Annotated in this window: 21 protein-coding genes and 1 pseudogene; 4 read left to right on the top strand and 18 right to left on the bottom strand. The window is 36.5% G+C overall.

Features of this window, described 5'->3' with window-relative positions; translation table 11 throughout:
* Nucleotides 1-120: 120 nt before the first annotated feature.
* The 7 genes and pseudogenes from FSZ17_RS05715 to cax all read right to left on the bottom strand — a co-directional run bounded on the left by FSZ17_RS05715 (nt 121) and on the right by cax (nt 6,206).
* Complete coding sequence (locus tag FSZ17_RS05715) at nt 121-828, bottom strand: DNA alkylation repair protein (RefSeq protein ID WP_057775328.1); 708 nt, start codon at nt 826-828, stop codon at nt 121-123.
* A gap of 228 nt (nt 829-1,056) precedes the next feature.
* Nucleotides 1,057-1,266, bottom strand: a complete 210-nt coding sequence (locus tag FSZ17_RS23635; RefSeq protein WP_057775330.1) for a hypothetical protein — start codon at nt 1,264-1,266, stop codon at nt 1,057-1,059.
* Between the two features lie 180 nt (nt 1,267-1,446).
* Entirely contained in the window at nt 1,447-2,478 is a 1,032-nt protein-coding gene (locus FSZ17_RS05705; protein WP_057775333.1) for an alpha/beta fold hydrolase, read from the bottom strand.
* A gap of 160 nt (nt 2,479-2,638) precedes the next feature.
* Nucleotides 2,639-3,313: a response regulator transcription factor gene (locus FSZ17_RS05700; protein WP_057775335.1), complete on the bottom strand. Its 675-nt coding sequence runs from the start codon at nt 3,311-3,313 to the stop codon at nt 2,639-2,641.
* 5 nt (nt 3,314-3,318) lie between these two features.
* Entirely contained in the window at nt 3,319-4,479 is a 1,161-nt protein-coding gene (locus FSZ17_RS05695; protein ID WP_057775337.1) for a sensor histidine kinase, read from the bottom strand.
* Between the two features lie 363 nt (nt 4,480-4,842).
* Nucleotides 4,843-5,032: pseudogene (locus FSZ17_RS05690) on the bottom strand (ester cyclase); the annotation flags it as partial.
* 115 nt (nt 5,033-5,147) lie between these two features.
* Nucleotides 5,148-6,206, bottom strand: coding sequence for a calcium/proton exchanger (gene cax, locus FSZ17_RS05685; protein ID WP_057775339.1), 1,059 nt, complete (start codon nt 6,204-6,206; stop codon nt 5,148-5,150).
* A gap of 383 nt (nt 6,207-6,589) precedes the next feature.
* Between cax and FSZ17_RS05680 the strand changes: the two genes are divergently transcribed.
* From FSZ17_RS05680 to FSZ17_RS05670, 3 genes are all read left to right on the top strand, one after another.
* The gene (locus FSZ17_RS05680) at nt 6,590-7,768 is read left to right on the top strand and encodes an MFS transporter (RefSeq protein ID WP_057775340.1); all 1,179 of its coding nucleotides are present in this window, start codon (nt 6,590-6,592) and stop codon (nt 7,766-7,768) included.
* Between the two features lie 42 nt (nt 7,769-7,810).
* On the top strand, nt 7,811-8,635 hold the full coding sequence (locus FSZ17_RS05675) for a DUF4362 domain-containing protein (protein WP_057775342.1): 825 nt from the start codon (nt 7,811-7,813) through the stop codon (nt 8,633-8,635).
* A 234-nt stretch (nt 8,636-8,869) separates the two neighbouring features.
* The gene (locus FSZ17_RS05670; RefSeq protein WP_057775344.1) at nt 8,870-10,789 is read left to right on the top strand and encodes a heavy metal translocating P-type ATPase; all 1,920 of its coding nucleotides are present in this window, start codon (nt 8,870-8,872) and stop codon (nt 10,787-10,789) included.
* Nucleotides 10,790-11,053: 264 nt separating this feature from the next.
* Here FSZ17_RS05670 and FSZ17_RS05665 read toward each other — a convergent pair whose 3' ends face one another.
* The 3 genes from FSZ17_RS05665 to FSZ17_RS05655 all read right to left on the bottom strand — a co-directional run bounded on the left by FSZ17_RS05665 (nt 11,054) and on the right by FSZ17_RS05655 (nt 12,817).
* Nucleotides 11,054-11,878: a YihY/virulence factor BrkB family protein gene (locus FSZ17_RS05665; protein ID WP_057775347.1), complete on the bottom strand. Its 825-nt coding sequence runs from the start codon at nt 11,876-11,878 to the stop codon at nt 11,054-11,056.
* Nucleotides 11,879-11,902: 24 nt separating this feature from the next.
* Nucleotides 11,903-12,271, bottom strand: a complete 369-nt coding sequence (locus FSZ17_RS05660) for a YtxH domain-containing protein (RefSeq protein WP_057775349.1) — start codon at nt 12,269-12,271, stop codon at nt 11,903-11,905.
* Between the two features lie 75 nt (nt 12,272-12,346).
* Complete coding sequence (locus tag FSZ17_RS05655) at nt 12,347-12,817, bottom strand: low molecular weight protein-tyrosine-phosphatase (RefSeq protein ID WP_057775351.1); 471 nt, start codon at nt 12,815-12,817, stop codon at nt 12,347-12,349.
* A gap of 575 nt (nt 12,818-13,392) precedes the next feature.
* Here FSZ17_RS05655 and FSZ17_RS05650 point away from each other — a divergent pair.
* A complete protein-coding gene (locus tag FSZ17_RS05650; RefSeq protein ID WP_057775353.1) occupies nt 13,393-13,617 on the top strand; it encodes a DUF1128 domain-containing protein in 225 nt (74 codons plus the stop codon).
* Nucleotides 13,618-13,673: 56 nt separating this feature from the next.
* Here the strand turns inward: FSZ17_RS05650 and FSZ17_RS05645 are convergent, their stop codons facing one another.
* The 8 genes from FSZ17_RS05645 to FSZ17_RS05610 form a co-directional block, all read right to left on the bottom strand.
* Complete coding sequence (locus FSZ17_RS05645; protein WP_228460285.1) at nt 13,674-14,309, bottom strand: molecular chaperone TorD family protein; 636 nt, start codon at nt 14,307-14,309, stop codon at nt 13,674-13,676.
* Complete coding sequence (locus FSZ17_RS05640) at nt 14,287-17,385, bottom strand: molybdopterin-dependent oxidoreductase (protein ID WP_057775355.1); 3,099 nt, start codon at nt 17,383-17,385, stop codon at nt 14,287-14,289. The genes FSZ17_RS05645 and FSZ17_RS05640 overlap by 23 nt, the downstream gene beginning before the upstream one ends.
* Nucleotides 17,378-18,667 carry an NrfD/PsrC family molybdoenzyme membrane anchor subunit gene (gene nrfD / locus FSZ17_RS05635; RefSeq protein WP_057775357.1) on the bottom strand — a complete coding sequence of 430 codons (1,290 nt, stop codon included), beginning with the start codon at nt 18,665-18,667 and terminating at the stop codon, nt 17,378-17,380. Before nrfD ends, FSZ17_RS05640 begins: the two co-directional genes overlap by 8 nt.
* A gap of 40 nt (nt 18,668-18,707) precedes the next feature.
* Nucleotides 18,708-19,616 (bottom strand): 4Fe-4S dicluster domain-containing protein, encoded by a 909-nt coding sequence (locus FSZ17_RS05630; RefSeq protein WP_057775359.1) that lies wholly within the window; start codon nt 19,614-19,616, stop codon nt 18,708-18,710.
* 15 nt (nt 19,617-19,631) lie between these two features.
* Nucleotides 19,632-19,838, bottom strand: a complete 207-nt coding sequence (gene tatA / locus FSZ17_RS05625; RefSeq protein ID WP_057775361.1) for a twin-arginine translocase TatA/TatE family subunit — start codon at nt 19,836-19,838, stop codon at nt 19,632-19,634.
* A gap of 194 nt (nt 19,839-20,032) precedes the next feature.
* Nucleotides 20,033-21,370 (bottom strand): sigma-54-dependent transcriptional regulator, encoded by a 1,338-nt coding sequence (locus FSZ17_RS05620; RefSeq protein ID WP_057775363.1) that lies wholly within the window; start codon nt 21,368-21,370, stop codon nt 20,033-20,035.
* Nucleotides 21,367-23,460, bottom strand: a complete 2,094-nt coding sequence (locus tag FSZ17_RS05615; RefSeq protein WP_057775366.1) for a PAS domain-containing sensor histidine kinase — start codon at nt 23,458-23,460, stop codon at nt 21,367-21,369. The genes FSZ17_RS05620 and FSZ17_RS05615 overlap by 4 nt, the downstream gene beginning before the upstream one ends.
* Nucleotides 23,457-24,458, bottom strand: coding sequence for an ABC transporter substrate-binding protein (locus FSZ17_RS05610; protein WP_057775368.1), 1,002 nt, complete (start codon nt 24,456-24,458; stop codon nt 23,457-23,459). The genes FSZ17_RS05615 and FSZ17_RS05610 overlap by 4 nt, the downstream gene beginning before the upstream one ends.
* Nucleotides 24,459-24,903: the final 445 nt, after the last annotated feature.

The raw sequence follows: 24,903 nt of genomic DNA, 5'->3' as shown, positions 1-24,903 counted from the left end.
AAATACCACTTTCCTATTCAAAACTATTGTTCAAGGAAAATAATCCAATACAAAAAGATGCCATCTTATTAAAGAATGGCACCCAATATTTCAAGATCGTACGCGATGCTAGGCAATCGTTTAACATCTTACATATTTTCGTTTGAAACCAAGCCTCTCTTTATCTACTTCCTTTTGAATATTTTCGGAAGCGTGTAGGAAGCTACTTTTTTTCTTGTCCCGTTTGACTTCTACTGGACCTACTGCCTTTGCAGTTTCGACCGCCTTTTCATGGAGCGGCAAATATGAAACCCCAACAGTGTATAGAAAATTATTCATAGCAGATTTCGTTCGTTCTGGCGAATCGTGAATCGTATTTTTCACAATTTCAAGCATGTTGGCAATTTTGCTTTCGGAAAATTCAATGTCCGGGCGATTCCCTAAAAGCCAACAGTAGCAACTCCAGCCCGCTGACATTCTCAGCTCTTCACCGCTTGCGATCCATTTATCTGCAACGTCTTGTGCAATATCTGCTTCCGCTAAAGTTACTGCAACCACATAATCTGACAGCATATAAAAATACGCTGAATCCATCCAACGATCATAATCCGATTCAGTCATTGCATTTGGATCTGCAATAATGCCGGCAAAGTACATCGCGTCGTAGTTCCCTGTGGCATAAAGCTCTTCAGCTAAAGGTTGATTTATTTTTATTTTCTTTGCTATTGGCTTCATTGCACCTGTAGCCACGCCAAAAAGCGGCTCATGCGCACCATTAGATATGTACATTTTTTTAGTTCGTTCCTTGCCGAGGGCTTCTAGCTCATGCATAACCATTTCTAAATTCATCCTTTAACACTTCCTTCTTTATCGAATTATCCCCGTAATATTTTGTCCATCATATACATCACCATTATCCTATAACGAACTACCATTTGTCAGCAAAACTACCGTTTCATTAAGCTAGTTCAACAAAAAAGAGCATTGATCCTGTCTGGATCAACGCCCCTATTAATTGAAGAAATAGCGCATATTTCTCTTTAATAGAAATCGACAATTCGTTTATTCGCTATACGTTTAGCGTGACGCTTTTGGAGGTTGGCACACGTCACATTTACGTTGATGATTATTCTTAAATTTCGTAAACGTTTTTTCAAAGTTGCTACCACATGCACATTTAAATAGTAACTTTTGAGAAAAACCGTGATATTCTGTCGTAAGCAACTTACTTTCCGAATTGTTCTCAACAAATTCTTTAATTTTACTAATCGTCCATCGTTTGTTCATTCTCTTACACCTCTATATTTTACGCTTGCGCGGAGGCTTTTCTCGGCATCCGTTCAATCATGAGTAAAATTCGTAATTATCCTAAGTTCCTTATTATAACATGAGCTGGTACATAATTAAACAGATGGAAGGTATCTTATTAAACGAATGCTACCCGTTAGCCTACATATTTATTTATTTTTACTTTATAAAGGTATCGCACATCCATTTGTTAAATTTTTCCTTCTCTTCAAATTGTGGATAATGAGCTGATTGCTCAAAAGGAATAAATTCCTTTTTATCCGCTTCAATCATATCAAAATATTTTTTTGCTGCATTAGATGAAGTCATACCGTCGTATTTACCCATTACAAAATAAAATGGTAAATCGAGTTTTGTAACTATCTTAGTTAATTGCTTATCAAAAGTATCTTTTACAAGTTGTTCTTGTGTCTTAGCAAGTCCATAATTATAGCGAATTAAATCCAATAAATTATATTCACTACTTAATAGCATTCCTAGTATATCGCCATCCGGCATATCAATAAGCCTTGTAGCTCCGCCGTACTTACCCACATAATCTCTTGGTGTAATTGCCTCACCATTATATATTTTTTCAGTAATCCCCTCTAAATACTTCACATCTTCTGTATTTCCGGCTTTCTTCGCTTCACTTATTGTATAATTTAAATTATCTATTTCGCTTTCTTTCATATTACTCAGCTGACCAATCCCAATATAGGCTTCATATTTTTCTGGAGCTTTATAAGCAGCTTTTGTTGCAACGTATGTACCGTAAGAATGACCAATTAAGATCACTTTCTCTTTACCAAATCGTTCCGAAATATAATCAGTAAGTTCTAATAAATCATCTACAAGTAAATCTGCAGTTAAATTAGAATAATCCTCATTAAAATGATACGACTTGCCGCTTCCTCTTTGATCGTAATTAACGACAGTGAAATCCTTTTCTAATAAGTTTTGGTACTTAGCTGCATAAGGAATTTCGGAACAGCCCGGTCCCCCGTGTACATAAATAATGACTGGGTTATTTTGATCACGACCTCTAATCATTATTTGCTGTTTTGTACCATTGATCTTAACTTGTTCTAAAACACTAATACTGTTATCACCTTTTATATTCGAAGTCCATGTGGGGCGAAAAAGTGTTATTGCCAGAATTATAATAATAAATATTCCAATATATTTTATTAATCTCTTTATATTTTTCATCTAATCCCTCCTACTAAATACTCTACAAATGAAAAGTAATATACTGTAGTGCCGGTAAGTCATAAAAAAACGACAAATTATGACCATTGGCTAATATTTATAACTTCAAAAAAAAAAAGCGTAGAAAAAGTCAATTGAACTTTGTCTACACTCTCTTACTTCAATTTTTCTTTTTTTCTATAAGACTCTCTTCCATAGCCTTAATAATAGCGGAAGATCTATTTTTTACATTTAATTTCGAATAAATGGTAGAAATATAGTTTTTCACAGTTCCCATTGAAAGAAACATCTTTTCTGAAATGTCTTTATTGGATAATCCTTGAGTTAAACATTTTAAAACTTTTAATTCTTGATTATTTAAATCATATGGATGATTCATAGAGTTATGGTCAAGTTGTTCTGAGTGTGCGGTATTATTTAATTGTATCTGACCAAACACCTCTTTTGCTAATTGTTGAGGAATGAGGGAACCTCCGTGATACACCATTTTAATTCCTTGAACTAAAAATTCAGGATCAACAGCTTTTAATATATACCCCTCCGCACCAGCATTTAAGGCATTCAAAACGTGTGTAACATCTTGAAAAGTAGTAAGGATGATAACTTTTATATTGGGCCAACGTTTTTTAATTTCATCTGTCGCCTTTACACCATCCATCACCGGCATTTGAATATCCATTAAAACAATATCAAGGTTTTCCTTTTCGCATAGAGCAATTGCCTGTTCTCCATTTTCCGCAGTTCCAACAATCTTAATGTCTGAAATACTTTCAATTACAATTTTTAAGCTTTTTCTTAAAATCTCTTGATCTTCAACTATTGCCGCATTAATCATTATTATTAAACTTCCTTTGCCATAGGTATGTTACACGTTATCCTCATACCGTTATTCAATTCAAAATAAAAGTTAACTGTACCCGCTAATGCCGATATTCGATCTTTCATTGAGCGTAAGCCAAACCCTATATTTAATTCATTACAACCATTTCCATTATCTTCAATAAGAACAATCAATTCTTCTTGTTTAAACGAAATATTTATTTTAATAAAACTTGCCTGACCATGTTTTTTCGCATTTGTAAGTCCTTCTTGTATACAACGAATAATAGCTAACTTTATTCTTTCACCTACTTCGGTCACATCCCCTTCGACATTAAGTTGTATATCCGTTGATGTATGTTTCATAAAATCAGCTATCAATTCTTTAACCGATTCAACAAGCGTTTGATGATTCGTTGGTGACATATGGTGAATTGTTTTTCTCACATCGTTCAATCCATTTCGTGCTAAATCTGAAATCTCTTTTATACTTTTTTCTGCTTCTTTTTTATCTGCCTGATATAGAAAAGGAAGGGCATCTAAACTTGTTATGACCGATGTGAAAATATGGCCAACTGTATCATGCAAATCTTGAGAAACTCTATTTCGTTCTTCCTTAATCGTCAGTTCCTCAATCTTTTTTGAGTAATATTCCAAATCCTTGTTTTTTTCCTCAATAGAGGCAATTAAATCTTTATTTGTGTTATTGACAATGGTCATCCTTCCTAAACAAAACCCAATGCCATAAAAAATAGTTGTGTCAACAAAAAGTGCATAGATATCCATATCAGTGAAGAGATTGCCGACCCATGTACCAGCTAATAAGGAAAGTCCTAACCAATTTAACGGCTTAACTTGACAAGCATAAGCAACAGTAAGAATAGGCACGAATAAAAAACTGTAAGTCACAGATAATTCATATTGACTCGATAAGTAAATAAACAAAGAACCCGTTAACAACACCTCTGCAATTAAATAATATTGGAATCTAATAAGCCCAGGACGATAAAATAGATGGGGTATTATATAAGAACAACTAGCCCATAAAAGTAAAACCCACTTTCCCGAACCTGTCGTACTAATAAATATCGAATAGCCATTAGAAGTAATCCATATCGTTCGAATGAAAAAGAGAAAATAGTCCAACCAATGCCATTTCCTTTGATCCATTACTGCTTTCATACTTTTATCCCCCATCTTCGGTGTCTATACCATCGTGTATTTTCAATTGAAATAAATTTACGACCGTTTAATTTATCCAATAAAATCTGCTTTCCCTTTTACATTTTTCTTAAATTATACCATTTCCTTCTTCATCTATACTGCACCGTTAGTCGAATAAGAAAGAAGGATTACCCAGCCCCCCTCTATCTTCAACACTTGCCCCAAATAGTTTAAGTACAATTTTTCACAATCTTGTTTTCCTCATAAAAAAAGAACTACCTAAGTAGTCCATGGTGTTCGAAGGTTATTGGTCAAAATTATCAGCAAGACACACAACCGTGAATTTGTATATCCCCTAGAAAGCTACAAGTACTTTCTGGTGAATGCTTCAATCATTTCCCTTACATGTTTGTTCAGTATAATCTTTAGGAGTCCTCAACACTGTTTGTTCTTCTTCAGATACAATTTGATGTGCCAATACTTGTTCTGCCATCAATTGATTTGCGTAGTCAGGATTATTACCTGAACGTACTTCTTCAAAAAATTCTCTAACAATTTGTTCTGCCGTCATTACAAAAAAAACGACGTGTGCCAATTCACACGTCATTCCTTATTCCATTTATCAAAAGTGCACCCGAAAACAGAACCCTTTTGATTTCGTCAGAGCCGTTTTTGTGTGGGACATATCATAATAAATAAAACCCGATTCCCATAATAAAATACGCTGCTAATAGGGTGGCTCCTTCAAACCAGTTGGTCTCCCCATCATTCGAAATCGTAATCATCAGGAGAGCCGCAGTAACCATCGTGATTAACTCTGGTAATGTGAAGACTAAAGGCATGGCTACAGGAAACATCAATGATAAGAGAACTAGCAATGGGGCAACAAACATCGCAACCTGTAATGTAGAGCCGACTGCAATTTCAACCGCAATATCCATTTTATTTTTGTACGCCATAATAATAGCGGTTGCATGCTCTGCTGCATTTCCAACAATGGCAACAATCACAACACCAATAAACAACTCTGACCATCCAAAGGCCTCTCCTACAGATTCAAAAGTATGAACTAAATTTTCGGAAACATAAGCAACAGCTAGTGTGGCTAGCGCGAGTATTATTAATGCCTTTCTTGTTCCCCACTCAGGCTCTTCCTCGTGATTCCGACTTTCATTCTTATCATCTGTCAAATAAACTCCTCGATGGGTGACAAGCTTGAAAAATAATGCAGCCAAATATAAAGTAATTAAAATAATCGATATCCCTACACTAAAGTTGAGCGTATCATTCTTTGTCATTGTCTTTGTAAAGATTTCTGGAATAACAAAAGCAACAATGACACCAAACATCAACAATCCTGAATTATGCCTTGCATCAAAGACATTGAAGGACTGGCGTTTATACTTTAAGCCTCCAACAAAAAAAGACAAACCAGCAACTAATAGCAGATTTCCAAGAACAGAGCCTGTTAATGACGCTAGGACTACCCCAATTAATCCCTCTTTAAGGGCGAAAATTGAGATAATTAATTCAACAGCATTTCCAAAAGTTGCATTCAGCAATCCCCCAATTCTAGGACCTGCCACAACGGCCAGACTCTCAGTAGCCCTTCCCATAAAGCTTGCAAGAGCAATAATCGTTATACAATAAATGATAAAAAGTAAGATACTAGACCAATGCATAAATGTACCTACGACAGAAAGAGGCACACCAATAAAAACAAGCGCGGTAAATATTTTGTTCATATAAAAGATCCTCCCAACATCAAAACCAGGTCTAATGACTATTTCCATTCATTACCACGAGGGATCATTCCCTTTTAATACAAATTCGCAATTGGCTCATGAGCGGTGATTTGAGTTCACTCTTCGGTCAAACCTGTCTCGCCCTATTCTTCCCTAAAAACTGAAAAAAATGATTTTTCTTGCCAAGGATTCTAATTACAGATACCATTTTTATTGTGGCTCTTTTTCCGTGAAAAAATGAAATTGTAGTAGGATTCGTTGAGCAAGCCTTGATGTAGAAGAATTCACCAGCGCAGAGAATGAAACCGACGACATTTTGCATACATAGATATTCATGATTGTTTTTTAATTTGAAATTTTTATTCAGAGTAGAGGTTAAGAAAATGATTAAAGAAAATATGAGATTTTGGATTTTGGTAAGTATTGTTGCAATTTCAGGATTTAGCCAGGGCATGCTGCTGCCATTAATCGCAATTATTTTTGAAAACGAGGGCATTTCCTCCAGTTTAAATGGACTAAATGCTACTGGATTATATATTGGCATCTTGCTTGTATCCCCATTCATGGAACATCCTTTAAGGAAATATGGCTATAAACCAATCATTGTTTTGGGAGGACTGCTTGTCGTTGTATCACTCATTTTATTTCCAGTTTGGAAGTCCTTCTGGTTTTGGTTTTTCCTGCGGCTTTTAATCGGAATTGGCGACCATGCCTTGCATTTTGGAACACAAACATGGATAACTTCTTTCTCTCCGGAGCATAAGAGGGGCCGTAATATTTCAATATATGGACTGTTTTTCGGAACAGGGTTTGCGGTCGGACCTTTGATGGCACCGCTGATCAAAATGAATGAGGCTCTTCCTTTTATTATTTCTTCAGCATTATGCTTAATTGCTTGGTTATTTTTATTTACTTTAAAAAATGATTATCCAGAGCAAACGGTAGAGGTAAATTCATTTAAGGAAACGATGAAGCGGTTTTCAAAAGCAACAAAATATGGCTGGGTAGCCTTTCTTCCTCCATTAGGATACGGTTTTCTTGAATCATCATTAAATGGAAGCTTTCCTGTTTACGGGCTGCGGATTGGTCTTGATGTTTCGAGTGTCTCCCTGCTTCTGACCTCATTTGCTATTGGAGGGATTGTTTTTCAATTACCGCTTGGACTATTAAGTGATCGATATGGGAGAAGAAATATTTTAATGGTCATTTTATTTGCTGGATTTTTAAGCTTTGCTGCTGCAAGCCTCTTAGAAGAAATGATGATTGCTCTTGCCGTATGTTTATTTATAGCTGGCATGGTTGTCGGATCCACTTTCTCCCTTGGCATCAGTTATATGACCGACTTAATGCCGAGAAATATGCTTCCAACCGGGAACCTGCTTTGCGGGGTAGCATTTAGTATCGGCAGCTTAATAGGCCCCTATTTCGGGGGAGTATTCATCCAATACTTTAAATCAATCAGCTTTTTTAATATTATTAGTGCTATGCTTTTCCTTATATTCTTAACAGTTGTCATATTTGGACAAAAACAAATGGTCTCAAAAAAAGAATCGTATATGTAACTTTTTCCCAACATAGACGTCAATTGGTATGAGGTGAATGAGATGAAAAAATTTCAGTTTATTCTTTTCGTACTTTTATTCCTATCAGGTTGCTCAAATCTAAATCCAGTTCCAAGTTCCACTACATACGAGCCACAACAGAAAGATGTTATTAACAATCACGGAGGAATTGAAAATATCGAACAAATTGATCAATTTGTCAATAATATAAACAATGGAGAAAACGATGAAGTTCGGATTATTCATTATACAATTGAAGGGGACCCCATAATATGGGATTTAACGTACGATGGGACATCCATTCAATCAAGATACGATACTACCTATGACAAATTCGGATCTGGTAAAGTTGAAAAACACAGTTGTGAAAGAATAACTAAAAGTGAGATGGATACTGAAATTGCGTATAAATTAGAATGTAACGGGCAACAGGAAGATGTGTTAACCGTTCAATATGATACTGAAAAACAAGATAAATTCGAATTTCATTTCAAGTACGGGGTAGATAAGAAAAACGAAGTAGATACGGCTAATCAACGACTAGTAAAGGACCTCCAAAATGGGGAAGTTTCGACCGTCAGTGATTTCCAATTTAATCGTAAAGAATTAAACCAAATCTACAAGGCAATGGTATTAACAAATTATCTTGATCAAAAGGACTTATCAAATAGCTGTAACAAAAAGCCATATGAAAGCTATGAACTTACGATTTGGATTAATGGTGGAGAAAGACATTTTGAATGGACAGAATGTGATATTAGCAAACATGGCTTGCAAATGAATAAGATGAAAAATAACATCCTTCATGTAATCCGGGATAACGAAACATATAAATCTTTACCTCCAACAAAAGGGGTCTACCAATAATAAAATTTCTAATTTAATAATTATTTTTAATTAAGGAACATTTTTCTGTTCATTTCATAGCTTATATAGTAAACTATAAATAACTTGAAATATCTTCATCTGTAGTATCTATATTTTTTGCTGTCGCCTATTCGGTGGCAGCTTTCGTCGTTTTATAGGGGTATTGATTGTGATTATTTTTCTCAATTATAAAAAATAATTGAAAACAATATTCATTTAGGGGAGGAAAAACACATGAATGCAGAGGCTAAAGTAATATTAAAAAGCACGGTAAATGAAAATGAAAGTATGTTTGCTAAAGTAAAACAGCATGCCGAATTAATTGCCGCCCTTTTAAGTGGGGTCCTTATTGCGGCAGGTTGGCTATTAGATAGAAATGAACTTACTACTTCTTCGATTGTCACCTATCTATTTGCCTTTATTATTGGAGGCTTTGCAAAAGCGAAGGAAGGTATTGAAGAAACGATTGCCAATAAGGAATTAAATGTTGAAATGCTCATGATATTCGCCGCCGTTGGTTCTGCTATCATTGGCTACTGGACAGAAGGAGCCATCCTTATTTTTATCTTTGCTGTAAGTGGTGCTCTTGAAACATATACGATGAATAAAAGTCATAAAGAAATTTCCGCGTTAATGGAAATTCAGCCAGAGGAAGCTTTAAGAATTACAGGTGGGAATGAAGAAAAGATTCATGTATCTAAATTATCTATCGGAGACCTTATTTTAGTAAAACCTGGGGAAAGAGTTCCTTCTGATGGAAAAATTATTAAAGGGCATACAACCATTGATGAAGCTGCCATTACAGGTGAGTCACTCCCTGTTTCTAAGGATAGTGGGGATTATGTTTTTGCTGGAACAGTCAATTTAAATGGATCCATTACTGTTGAAATAACAAAACCGAATAGTGAAACCCTGTTTCAAAAGATCATTCAGCTCGTTCAGTCTGCACAAAGCGAGAAATCTCCTTCTCAGCTGTTCATTGAACGATTTGAAGGTACGTACGTGAAAGTCGTATTAGCCGTAGTTGTCCTTATGATGTTCGTCCCCCATTTTCTATTAGGGTGGAGCTGGACAGAAACCTTTTATCGGGCGATGATTTTACTTGTTGTTGCTTCACCATGCGCCCTCGTTGCTTCGATTATGCCGGCAACACTGTCTGCCATTTCGAACGGTGCAAGGCACGGTATTCTTTTTAAAGGCGGCGTTCATTTAGAAAATTTAAGCCATCTGAAAGCCATTGCTTTTGACAAGACGGGAACACTTACAAAGGGAAAGCCTGAAGTAACAGATATTATTGCTGCGGATGGCCTTTCAAAAAATGAAATCTTACGAATTGCTTCATCCATCGAAAGTCACTCGACTCATCCATTAGCAAATGCGATCGTTAAATATGCTAAAGAAAACCTAGAAGAATCTCTCATTCATCCTGAAAGTATTGAAGATGTAGCAGGATGGGGTGTAAAGGCTCATATTGAAAACGAGGAATGGAAAATTGGGAAAGCAGCATTTGTTGGCATTGAAGCAGCCCAAAGCTTTAAAGACGGTGCGGCAGCTAAAATGGCTAGTGAAGGTAAAACCGTTGTCTTTGTACAGAAGAGTGAAGAAATTGTCGCAATCCTTGCCCTTCAGGATGTTGTCCGAGAAGAAACAAAAAAAGCGATTGATCAATTAAATAATCAAGGAATTTATACGATTATGCTGACTGGAGATAGCCGAAATACCGGTATGGCAATCGCAAAAGAGTCCCATGTTCATGATTATATCGCTGAATGTTTACCAGAAAATAAGGTAGAGCATCTTAAGAATTTACAGGAAAAATACGGAACCGTTGCAATGGTCGGAGATGGAATTAATGATGCACCTGCTTTAGCAACAGCAAATGTAGGAATTGCCATGGGGGAAGGAACGGATGTTGCCCTTGAAACAGCCGATATCGTTCTTATGAAAAATGACCTACCTCGTATTGCAGAAGCCATTAACCTTTCAAGAAAGATGAATAGCATCATCAAGCAAAATGTTATTTTTTCAATCACCGTTATTATGATGCTGATCGCTTCAAATTTCCTCCAGTTTGTTGACCTTCCTTTTGGGGTCATTGCTCATGAGGGAAGTACAATATTAGTCATTCTTAATAGCTTAAGATTACTGAAATAATAGGATGATGATCGTTATGAAAATAGAGCTTGAAGAATTGTTCTTCAAGCTCTATTTCATTCATACATTAATGATATCCATTTTGTCCGTTAGCAGAACCTGAGGTTTTTTGTTTTGGTTTATTCTGACCCTTTTGCTTTGTTCCGCCGTCTTTTTTCGTTTTCTTCGTCATAAATATAAGCCTCCTTTAAAGACCAATATCTTTCCCCTTTCTTATTCTTTGATAATGGCCCCATATTATTGTAGGAAACTTATAGCATTTTCTTAACAATCCTTATTTTTGTATTTACTATATATAGCATTGATTTCTCCACCTATTATGATGATAACTCCGGTTATGTAGAACCATATCATAAGGACAATTATTGCTCCAATACTTCCATATGTTGCAGAGAAATGGCCAAAATTAGACACATAAAATGAAAAGGCAAGAGAAGATAATACCCAGCCTATCGTGGCAAAAATGGCTCCTGGAATAGCACTTATACAAGTTATCTTTTTATTTGGACCCATCCAATACAAGCCTGTAAAGACAATAAACAGTATGATGGAGCTTATTAGCCAGCGGAAAGTGTTCCAAAGAGACATAAACTCATCCGAAAGGCCAAATTTAGCGAATAAATATATTCCAAGATATTCTCCGAAGACTGGTAGCAGCAATGCCATAATAAATACAAAGAGCATAGCAAAAGTAAATAAAATAGCCATTCCTCTAGCCCGGAAAAATGGACGGCTTTCTTTCACATCATATGCTTTATTGAAGGCTCGTACAATGGCATCAATGCCATTGGATGCTGACCATATCGTAGCAACAAACCCGAAGGAAAGCAGATTTAGATTTTTTTGTGAAAGCTGGTTAATATTGGACTCAATTAATTCCATACTATCCTCAGGCGCGAAATCTCGAATAACTGCTAGTATATCCTCTTGAGTAATTGGTAAATAAGGCAGGAGTGTAACTAAAAAAAGAAGTAATGGAAAAAGCGATAGCAGGAAGAAATAGGCCAACTGTGCAGCAAGCCCAAATAAGTCATCTTCCATCACTCTTTTCCATATTTGCGAAAGCAAAGTTGAAAAGGCTCGTCCCATTCCATCGCCTCACTAAATGATGTACTAATTCAAAGATCTTTTATAAGATGTCTCGTTATTATTTGGTTCATCCTGATCTTCTTCAAAAAAGGCATCTTTTGTATCCTCAACTAGCCGAGAAACCTGAGGAGAGCTCTCTTTCAACTCCTCTACTTTTTCTACAATAAAAGAAAGATCCTCACTTACTTGTTCATACGTTGATTTTAAGTTATTGGTCATTTCTTTCACCTGACCGATCGCTTCACTTGGGTTCTTTACATAATAAGAAAGCTCGCTCGTTGCTTTTTTACAATTTAACATAACAGATTGACGCGTGTTTTTATCAAAAAGGGTTACTGCACCACCCGCAATGGCTCCAAAAATAACACCCTTCCAAAATAATGATTTCCCCATTTCATTCACTCCATTTTTCTATAGTTTTAGGTATTTCCGAATGGTTCTCCTCAGTATATAAATCAAGCACCCATCCTATATATTATGTGTTGTACGAAGTTGTTTTAGCAATTGTTCACAGCCTTTTTTCACAAGCTCGTACACTTCTTCAAAGTTACCGGTAAAATACGGATCAGGGACATTTTTATCTACAGCATCCTCTAAATAATCAAGCAGTCTAACAATATGTGCTGTAGAATTACTCTTCTTTAACTTTTCGATGTTTTGAATATTAGATGTGTCCATCGCCACGACGTACTGGAAATCATGTAAATCCACTGGACCAATTTGTCTAGCTTTTATTCCATCTGAAGATATATTGTATTTTTTTAATATATTTCTTGTCCCTTCATGGGGCGGATTTCCAACATGCCAATCCCCTGTGCCTGCGGAATCTACAATGATCATATGCTCTAATCCTTCCTTCTTTACTAAATCACGAAACATCGCCTCAGCCATTGGCGAGCGACAAATATTTCCTAAACAAACAAATAATACTTTAATCATATGTAAACTCCCTCCTTGCATCCATTTTCTTTTATATTTTATTCTTCTGCAACCTTGAAACACTTATTTTTCCGTTGACATTTAATAAGGAACATGGAAAGATGAGTATACTTATAAGAAAAATGATGTACAAATAACAAGGAATAAAAAGCTAGCTGCAGCCATAAAGTGAAACTTTAATCTGTGGGGGTTTTCTTCATCCCCCACTGATTATTAGTTGAACCAATCACGCTCAAAACACCACGTCCTGTGGCTTTCGCCTGACTAGGACATCCTGTCCGTCGTCGGGCTTTTACGGGCAGTTTATCTCCCACCTAACTTCTTTGCTTTCGCTGAATTTAGAGGTGGGAGTATTACTGCTCGTTAATGCGGGATAAATATTTCCTAATTAGAAAAATTTGGCATTCGCCAAGTCCTTTTTGGGGAATGTCTTAGTTTTTCTTATGCGATCTTATTAGCAGATAATTAATTGATAACACACTTTACTTTAGCACATTAATAAACTTAAACATTCCTATTAGCCAAGAAAAGCGGACGTCCTGTACGAACGCTAGACATTAAAGGAGGAGAGCAGAATGAATTTAGCTCAAAAATCAACTGAGAATGTAGAATATATGATTGAAAAAATCAAAGAAAAGCTTAAGGTTCTGAACTTTGGAGCCATTAAGCCATCACATTTTGATGAGGAAATGTACGAAGAATTAAAAGATATTTATGATCTCGTTATGAAAAAGAACCATTTCAGTCCGAATGAAATGCAAGCTTTAGCAGAAGAATTAGGCAATTTAAGAAAAAAATAAAGCAGCATCGATAGCTGCTTTATTTTTATATGATTGTAAATTTTGACAAACCCTAATTAAGCCGCTTCCTGCCAATCTTCTTGCATCATTTTTATATAAAATGATAAAAACTCTTTAAAAAATGAATGCTTTACTTTAGTCAGAGCATTTTTCTGTAGTGTTGGGAGAATGGGCAAAATATAATTACATATAACAAATTGTTTTAGTTCTGCTAGTTTTCTTTTGTATTCTTCATCCTTTTCAACATCAGCTTTTATGCTCTCCTGGATTAAAGAACCGAGAAAAGCAGTAATGCACCCAAAATGATCCGGATAAATTTCTTTTTCAAGCGGATACAAGAAGCCTGTCTTCTCATATAAACCAATCAGGCATAACAAATCTTTTTTCCGTTCTTCGTGTTCATCATGTCCCTTTTTAATATAGGAAGAAAAGTAAGGCGAGACAAAATAGTCACCTGGAATGAAAAAATAATTTTCATACCATAACTTGACGTCTTCCTGATCATAATGAGAATGAAAAGGGAAATTCTCTTTCAATTTATCATCCATATTCTGAAATAACTCTTCATAACGATCCCATTCTCCAAGCCATATGCATGATAAAATATTAATTAGGACAAGCTGTCCATATTGTTCCTCTTTCGTCATTTTCATCATTATCACCTTTTGTTTAAACTTTTTTAATGTCGACAAAAACGTCCTGCTGAGCTGGCCCTCCGATTAAAAGGTCTGCTAAAAACCCTTCAAAATAACTATCGTCTTTATCAGCAAGAGCATTTACAGAGAATCCATGTCCTCTTCCTCTCGCATATCCAGATTCTTCATGCATAGGTGTATTCGTATCAAATGGCAGATGACCGTATTTCTGTGCCGGTTTTATGGTTTTCCCATCAATTTTTTCCTCTTTTGAACCGTATGCATAGTGGCCAAAGCTAAAGTTTGCTCCTACAACACCTGGTTTAATCCCTGGTGTAACGAGCACTTTTGCCTTTTCTTTTGTACTGTTGGAAATGATATAGACAAAATCAGCCGTTTTAATTCCTTTTTTCTTTGCATCTAAAGGGTTCACCCATAAATAGTTCTCATCTCGAACTTCACGAAGCCAGGCATTACTTTCATTTCGATGGGTTCCCATATTTCTTGATTTCCAGTTAATAAACTGAAAAGGTTTATTGGATGTATATACTTCACCGTTATATTTTCTAATTTCATCTGCAAAAGGAACTCCCTCAAAAAACTTGCCTGTAAAAGAACTTTTAAAACCTGCTGCCTTTTCATCATAGAAATGAACGAGATTTGCCCATTGATATTTAATATGAGGTCCGATATGTTCATCACCCTGAGCCTCAAATCTTCCTCCACGATTGAGGACATATACAACTTTTTTCCATTCCTCTGGTGTAACAGCACTTTTCAGCTTATTCAAATCAAAATACTTTCCTAAAGCTAGTTTTCTTGCTTTCTCAAAAATAGCCATTTCTTCAGAACTTGCATCATTTACTGGTTTTTTGCCATCAAAGGCAATATTCGCAGCCATTTTAATATAATAATCTTCTGGACTATGAATGGAAGATCCATCTGGAAGTGCTTTATCTCCAACACCCGGAAGACCCATTTCTTTCAAAAGATCAATATACACTTGTTCTGTTTGTCTTGCATTTGGTACAACCCGAGTTACTGGCTGAATAACACTCGCAAATTTATATTTCACTATCGGGAAAATAGCCTCTGTATTCCAACTTTCTAAATAAGATAAATCAGGTAATACATAATCTGCATATTTCGTTGATTCTCCAATGACAATATCAGAAGAGATGACAAGTTCGACTACTTTTGTATCTTTTAGAAATTTCTCCTGCATATCTGACCTTGGACCTGACACAATCGGTGATGTTCGGTTCATAATAAGTGCTCTAATCTTATACGGGTAGCCTTCCGCAGAACTTGGAAGAACATCTTGAATTAGTTTGTTCCCTAAAGGATACCAAGGACGTTTTGCCGGATAACCATCTTTTTTGAACAATGACGTTTTTTCATACGGAGTTTTATGACGAGTAACTGCAATTCCCCAAGAATTATTTGGATTTGGTACAGCAGCTAAATCATAACGTCCTTCAGTTATTTTAAATTTTGCACCTAGTGAAGTGTCACCACCTACCCAGTCATGATTTCCTACTAAATGATTTAGCATATTTATTGCACGAGTACTGTAATATCCATTTGTGTGCATGGCTGGTCCTCGATAGGAGTGGATTCCCACCTTCTTGCCATGGGAAGTGAACTCTTTCGCTATTTGGACAATTAAATCTACGGACACATCACACTGCTTTGAATATTCTTCGATTGTTTTTTCAAGCACTTTTTCTTTAAAAATTGTAAATGTAGATTTCACCTTAATCCCATTAATTGTTGTACTTACCTCTAAGTCACCATTTGTCGCTTTTATATGTGGAACAGGTTTTCCATTTTCAAGAACGACAAACTCTTCTTCACCTAATCCCAAATCCTTAGCCCTTACAAAAGGTCTCTTTGGATCTCCTACATTTACAAGATAAGTGGCATCACTCCAGGTTGGTTCATTATCTAAATGTGCCGCTTTCTCATTAGGGTTGCGTAGGTATGTCTCATCATAACGATTATTCTCAATGATCCATCTGCACATTGCCATTGCAAGAGCCCCATCACCACCCGGCTTTACCGGAACCCATGTATCTGCTTTTTCAGCCGTCTTGCTATAACGAGGATCAATGACAACCATTTTCATCCCGCGATCTATCGCATTCGTAATTTGTGGTGCAAATGTAGTTGGGCCACGATTAGCTATCATCGGATTTGTTCCCCATACTAAAACATATTCCACTTTTTCATAATCAGGGATCATCCGTTTCTTCTGCTTTGTTGAATCGTAAGAACGAACATTTCCCATTACACTCGTAATTCCACAATAACCGCCATGATCATAATAATTCGCCGTACCTAGACTTTTCGTTGCTATACGTTCAATGAAATCTCTTCGATGTCCAGACATGATCGCAATTTGATTTGATTTAGGTCCAAAATCAGGATGATTCGTATCGATTAATACATCTTTATATTTTTGATCGAAAGCGGATTTTTCCATTTCTCCTGCTTGTACTTTTTCCCAATCAGCCATAACACCTTCTTCAGGAACAAATGCCCATATTTCTTTTAATCCCGGTGTTTTTAAATCCTTGCTGCCTTCTAATATCTCTTTATAGGCTTCTTCCCAGCTGACTGTTTTCCAAACTCCGCTGCCTCTTTCCCCTACACGCTTTAATGGCTGCTGTACACGAAATGTATCATACGTTGTCTGAATTCCAGCTTGACCTTTTAAGCAAGTTCGTCCTCCACGGAAACCTCTCCCGCTTTTAGCCACATCTCCGGTTCCTTTTACAGCTTGTTCAAGTGGAGTATCATAGTTAATATGACCGTAAGGAACCATATTGATCGGACTATATTGATTTCCCGCAATTTTTCTAACGATCGATGAGTATGCTCCTCCAGCACTTCCAGCAACAACATAGGCTTTAATTGTACATGTGGAGTTACATTGCTGACATGATGTAAAAATGACATTTTCTGCTGTGTAGTCCTGATAATCCGTCCCTACTCCATGTAAATCATCTGTCCATACTCCGTTTATTACCTGTTTGACCGGACCAACAAACGCAGGACCAATAACGGCAACCGCTCCAAATGCTCCTAATGCTTTAAGAAAACCTCTTCGATTCACTTTATCTTTACTCATGTTTACTCACTCCATTTTCATGAGAGTCAATTTCATCAATTGGAAATAGCTTCTCGCCAATTGTATACAGGATTAAACACAATGCGATAATACCAAAAGATGTCAGCCACTCTGAAAGATTCATATAATAATTTCCATACGGCATTCCATCTATTTTTGGCATAATTAAAGTTGGAATGACCATATTGAACCTTACCCCAACAACTCCAATTAGCACCATAACTGAGGCACCTAGAATCCAATTTATCGATTCTCGTGTTTTTTTGATTAATAATATGACCAATGGGAAAAACAAAGCAAATCCCATTTGGAAAATCCAGAAGGACCATGAATATGGGCTTCCCATTATTAATTGAAGTGTTCCTAGTTCTTCATGCTCTAAACCATAAAAACCAACTAAAAATTCATACCAGACCATAATGATTTCAATGACGATAAATAAGGAAAGCATGCTTCCAAGAGATTTAATCATTGAAATATCCACTTGCTGTTTTTTTACTTTGCATTTAATCACATAAATGGCAATGGATAATGCTGTACCAGATACTAATGCAGATATAATAAAAATTAATGGGAACAATGCAGAATTCAAGTAAGGCTGTGCTTTAAGAACCGCAAAAATGGACCCTGTTCCACCATGTACACCAAGAATGGCAAGCGGAATCCCAATAATACCCATTATTTTTAGTCGCTTTTTATCCTTTACTTTATCGATATCTGTATATTCCTTTTTATTGAAAGTAAGGAATCGTGATAATTTTCCTTTGAAATTATCATTTTTGGCTACAACGATAAGGTCATTTCTCATTGAAAAATACAACTCAACTATTAGAAGAACAAGATAGACAATATAGAAATGAATTTCCCATGACATTGTACTCGTTACATTCCAATAAATGACTGAGTTCATGACGTGATCCGGGCGACCGATATCCAAAAAAACAAACAAAATGCCCGTAATCATACAGACAATCGCAGAAAGTAAAGCAGATCTGCCGATTTTTTCGAATTTCTCCATCCCAAATCCATAAACTAATGTGGATAATAAAAAGGAACCAGCACTTAAACCAATAAAATAAATATAAAAGGCAATCCACCCACCCCAAGGTACTATATTAGATAGATTAGTAGATTCCATTCCTTCCATAAAATACCCAGTAATGATTGAGTAAATTCCTATACCAAAAACGATTAAGATGGAAATCCAGTATATTTTTTCAAGCTTCCCATTCTTTTGTTTAGGAGCATGCATCTTGTTATCTATATTTTCTTTCAAAATCATTAAAACCACTCCTTTTATTGAAGCTATAATGATTGCTTCTTTATCTTAAATACACAACTCTCGGCTTTGTACCTAGTTCTTCCTTCAGACGAAATGCTCTTGGGCTTGCTGCGAGCTTCGACACAACACTATTCGGGTCATTCATATCTCCAAAATAACGTGCATCTCCAATACAAGTCTCCACACATGCAGGCTCTTCGCCCCGCTGGAGGCGATGATAACAAAAACTGCACTTTCTAACCGTTTCCTCAGGGATTGCTCCTTTTTTGCGTTTCCCGCGATCTACTCCATATTCCGGGCTGGTTACATCATTAAAACCAACCATTTCTTGTTCATAGCTAGTGCCAAAGTCATAAGATCTTGAACCATATGGACAAGCTACCATGCAATAACGACAGCCAATACAGCGATCATTATCAATTGTGACGATTCCATTCTCCATTTTATAGGTTGCCCTTGTTGGGCATACTTGAACACATGGAGGATTGTCACACTGCATACAAGGCTTCGGCAAATTCGTTATTGAAAAGTTAGGAAAATCACCTTTAATCGTTTCGAGTACAACATTATAAGATACTCCTGGTGGTGTTCTGTTTTCTGCTTTACAAGAAACCGTGCATGTATCACAGCCAATACATTTTTTTAAATCAATGACCATCCCCCATTTGGGACCTGTTCCGGATTTAGCTTTAGAGCTTTGATTAGTATCAATCGGTCCACTAGCATATTGATCACCAAATTCTTTGATAAGCGATGCTGAATAAACTTTATGAAAATCTTCAATTTTTAAATTTCCATTAATGACCTTTCTTGCATCTCTTGCCATATTCTTACCTAACTCAGAATCATACGGACTAGAAGCAAGCACTTTATTGGAATCAGGAACAAATTGATCTGCTAGTTTTGAGTAATCTTCAGGTTGTAAATGATTATTTGAATTGAAGGCCATGATGATAACTCCTTTCTATTTAGATAATGTTTCTTTTGCCTCTTTTATATCTTCCTTAATGTCCTCTGTAACTTCACTTGTCAGTTCACGAGCTGATTTTTTAAACTCTCTTAATGTTTGTCCTACTGCCCTCCCTATTTCAGGAAGCTTTTTCGGGCCAAAAATGATAAGTGCCAAAACTAAAATTAATATTAAACCTGGAATACCTATGTTTGATAACATCGTCTTTCACATCCTTTTTTATTGTTCATTTATTATTTTTGCAAGTTTCGTGCCAAAATGTAGATTCTTAAAAAAAACGCTATATCCTCATTCTTTACAGCAAAAAAAAGACAGACAGAAATAAGTAATTTCTGTCCGTCTTCATGAATCATGACTTTTTGTCATACTATGTCGAATTGTCATATGCCATTTTGTCATTCTTCAATTAAATTGTATTGATCAATTTTCCGGTATAAGTTTCTTACACTAATCCCTAACACCTCAGCCGCCTTGGTTTTGTTCCAATTCATATTATTTAGCACACTTTCAATATGTTCTATCTCCAATTCCTCTAATGAGCAAAGAAGATCTTGCTTTATTTGACCATTTGCTCTGCTCCGGTTCGGAAGCAATAAATCTTCCACTTCAATTTGCTTACCAGCCGATAATAACTGGCCTCTTTCTATCAAATGATGCAGCTCTCTTACATTCCCCGGAAACTCATAGTTTTGGAGCTCTAGCAGAGCTTCATCAGAAATCAATTTCTCTGGAGACTTTCCATTCTTAATGAAGTGGTGAATTAATAACGGAATGTCTTCCTTTCTATTTCTTAGAGGTGGAATCGATAACCTGACGACATTTAATCTGTAAAATAGATCTTCTCGAAAATGCCCCTCTTCCACCGCTTTCTCCATATTACGATTCGTTGCCGCAACTACCCGCACTTTTACTCTTCTTTCCCTTACGTCTCCAACCCGTCTAAATTCTCCTAGTTCTAAAAAACGAAGTAGCTTTACTTGCAGTGCTAGAGGCATTTCCCCTAATTCATCCAAAAACAATGTTCCCCCATCAGCTGCCTCGACAAGTCCTTTTTTGTCTTGATTTGCTCCAGTAAAAGCCCCTTTAACATGCCCAAATAGCTCACTTTCAAGCAATTGCTCCGGAAGGGCGCCTGAATTAACAGCTACGAAAGGCTCTTCTGCACGGCAGCTCCAATAATGTAAAGCCTTCGCAAACAGCTCCTTTCCTGTTCCGCTTTCACCTTCAATAAGAACAGGGACATCACTATCTGCAATTCTGCGGGTTAATGCGAGCACTTCTTTAAAAATTGGGCTTTCTCCAATAATATGAAATTCATTATGCTGCTTAATAATTTTTTTCATACTTTCATTTTTTACTTTTAGCTTTTTATTTTCCTCAGCTTTCTTAATCGTTAATTCTAGTTCTGATAGATTATAAGGTTTTGTTAAATAGTCAAACGCGCCAAATTTCATTGCTTCTATAGCAGTCTCTATCGTTCCATGACCTGTCAGCATTAAAATTTCCGTCTCAGGCTCCATTTTCTTTGTTTCCTTTAAAAGGGAGATTCCATCCATCTTTGGTAGACGAATATCGTAAATAGCAATATCAAAAAATTGCTGTTTTAATAATACCAAGGCATCCTCTGCCGTTTCAGCGAAATGAACCTCATACCCTTTTCTCGTTAATCTTTTAACAAGCAGGTCGAGCAGATCCTTTTCATCATCAACAACTAAAAGTCGCACTCGACTCATGACACTTCCCCCTTTTTCATATTTCTAACTGGTATTCTAATTTTTACAGTTGTCCCTATACCTACTTTACTCTCAAATTCGATCGTACCTCCAAATTCCTCCACAATCCCATAGCATACAGATAATCCTAATCCCGTTCCTTTTCCAACTGGCTTCGTCGTATAAAACGGATCAAAGATCTTGCCTAATCTATCTTTCGAAATCCCGCAGCCATTATCTATTACAAGGATGGATACAAAATTCTCTTCGGCTTTTGCTTCAACACCTATTACGCCTGTTTCTTCAACTGCATCCCTCGCATTATTAATTAAATTCACAAGAACCTGCATAAGCTTTAAGCTATCACCGAGCAGGAGAGGCAATTCTTCTGCAATTTTAATCTTTAGTTTTATTTGCTTCTTTTTTAATGATGATTCCACGAGACTTATGCTATTTTGAATCGTTTTATTCACATCGATCTGAGATAATGTCCAGTTTGTCTTCCGAGAGAAATTCAATAGATTACTAGTTATTCGCTTGCATCTTTCCGTGTTTTCTTTAATTTTACTTAAGTAAAAGGACATTTCAGTCACATCTAGTTCTTCATCTGGAGAAGCTAATCTGTCACTTAAATCCTCAGCATAAACATTAATAGTGGCAAGTGGATTATTGACTTCGTGGGCAAAGCTTGATGCCATCAAGCCAAGTGCACTAAGTTTATCCGTTTGAATGATCTTTTCTTCCCATTGTTTTTGTTTCGTAACATCCTCAATTACAACGAGGAATTCCCCCTCATCCTGAATCGCATGATTTAACGCAAATACCCTATGGCGAAAAAGCCTATCTTCCCCCCCTTCCCTACTCATATTCATAATCATCTCTCCATTTCTCTCAATATCAGGATAAGTAATCGGACAATTTTCACACGGCGCATTCTTTCCACCTATTAATGTATAGCACGGCAAATGAATTTCCTCATTTGAAAGCCAGTTGCTCAGACGTGGATTCATCCAAGTTACGCTATAATTTTTCCTTACAAGCGCTAAGCCTGCACCAATGCCATTTACGACAACATTTAATCTTTCCTTTTCCTGCTCGAGCCGAAGTGACTTTTCTTGAAGTTCCTCACTCATTTCGTTAAATGCTTGTGAAAGCTTTCCTAACTCATCATGACGGATTAATCCAATCGGAGATGGCCTTTTTCCAGCTTTTAAATGATTCATCCCTTTTTCTATGTGGATAATTGGTGTTGTGAAATAAAACCCTGCATAAATACTAATTAGGCTGACGATAAGTGTAACAAGCGCTACAGCGAATAATCCATTTTGAAACATATTATTGATTGGTTCATATATTGTCTCTGCGGGCTGTTCCATTACCATTGTCCAACCTAGATCACTAATTTCCGTTTTTAACCCCAGTACATCGCGATCTGTTTCCACAGTTCTTTTTTGCCATAGTTTGCTGTAGTCCTGATGGGCAATTACTTTTCCCTCTCGGTCCATAAGATATAAGTAGGCAGAATCCTCCTGTCTCATGGAAGAAATGTGACCTATGATCTTCTGGAGCTGAATAACTACTCCAATCCCTTCCCTATTTCCATTTTCTACATATGGGATCGCAAGCTTCATCACAGGCTGGCCATATCTATTAAATTCGACTTCTCCATAAACTTTATTTTTCGTTTGGAAGTCAAGCCACATAGTATCAGAGAACCATTGCTCATTTGATTCAGGCATATTTAGGTTATACCTGGAAACCTTTTTTTCGACGAATCCTTTGTGATCGGTCACGACTACTTCTTCTATTGATTCATTTTGCTGGAGAAGTTCATAGAAAGCTGCTTTATTTTTCTCATGCTGTTTAAGAGAAGAGAAAATTTGAAGTTGCTGGAATGTTTGATTAAACTCCATTTCAATTTCGCTTGATAAGATCTGAAGCATTAATTCTTGTTTATCCAGAATTCTTACTTGTAGATCTGCTTTAACATGTGAGTAATAGTAATAGCTAATGAATAATAGAGGAATGGTTGACATGATTACCCCAAAGACAAGTACCTTAATTCGAATCGGTTGTGAAAGAAACCAATTTATTAGACGCTTCATCATCATTGGCCTGCCTCACTCTCATCATCAATGAAATCAGCAATATCCATAAGATCATTATTTAATTCAATCCCTAGCTCATCCTTGATTTTGGGGTTTACGATAAAGCGGATGCTGTCAGGAAGCTCGACAGGAATATCAGCAGGCGAATTCCCTTGAATGATAAGACTTACATATCTTGCAGCCTGATAACCTTGGTCATAAAAACTCGTTCCATAGCTTGCTAGAAACCCTTCCTCTACTTCATCGCCATATATCCCCATTACAGGTACTTTGTGTTTCTTTGAAAACTGAGAGATATCTTTTATAAGAGATTCAATTCGGAAACCTGGCAAGATTATCATTGCATCATTTTTTTGTAAATTTCGTCTTAAATTTTCTGCAAAATTTGGGTCGCTTACATTCGTTGGGAGAATTTGAAGCGAAAGATCTGCAGCAGCCTCGATTGTATTCTCCAAGCTCAATACACTTACTTCAGTGTCCTTGTCATAAAGAATGTGAAACCTCTTTACTGACGGGACTAATTCATGAAAAAGCTCCAATCTTTTTCCTGCTAAACCCGTGTGAAAATTATTTATCCCTGTAAAAAGACCGCCTGGAGAACGATAATCATTAATGATTCCAGTTTCCTTTGGAGCAGCTACTCCAGCAAAAACGACTGGAATTGTTATTTTCTGCTCCTCCATTTTTTCCTTTAAGGCTAATGTTTCAACTCCGCCGAGAGTGACGATTAGAGCTGGCTTCTTTTTTAGTAATTCATTAATTTTGTTATCTAGCAATGCCTCATCATCCTTAGCATTTTTCACTTCAAAATCGATTGCATTTTCCTCATACCCAAGGTCTTTCAACCCTTTTTTTAATCCAGTTAGCTTTTCCTGTCTGCTATCGCCAATCATCAAAACACCCACTTTAAATGGAGTATTTTCATGTACGTTAAGATAGTTATTAATAAAGACTGAAACAGTCACAATCGTCAGAATGAAGAAATACCATTTGGTTTTCATTGTAAAACTCCTTGTACTAAAGTCGTTTTGTTATCTCCCTCCACTATACCGAATCATCTTCATATTCCACCTTCATAAAAAGGATAATTATATGAATTTTCTTTTATAAACTATGATAAACTTCTCTGTTGATTTCCGCTGCAGGCACTAAAGCGTAGCTGGCGGTCTGGAAGCCTCCTCGTCGAAGAGCGCTCCTGTGGGGTCTCTCTCCCTTGACTCGCTTCTCCCGCAAGACATTGAATTATCTCCCCCGAATAAACACCACACGAAGGAAATGCGCATGCATTTTCGAGGATCTCGTGCCTGCAGCAAGAATCAACAACAAAATAGAAATACCAAAACCGAGCTTTAACACAGCTTTTAAAAAACAGAAAATAAACATTTTTAATTCAAAATGCAATTGGGTTTTCAATCTGTTCATGAATGGATAAAATAAACTTATAGA

Origin of the sequence: Cytobacillus dafuensis (assembly GCF_007995155.1) — a bacterium.
In the GTDB taxonomy this organism is placed as follows: Bacteria; Bacillota; Bacilli; order Bacillales; family Cytobacillaceae; genus Cytobacillus; species Cytobacillus dafuensis.
Note: the sequence above shows the minus strand (reverse complement) of the source record. Positions and strands in the feature narration are given on the sequence as shown.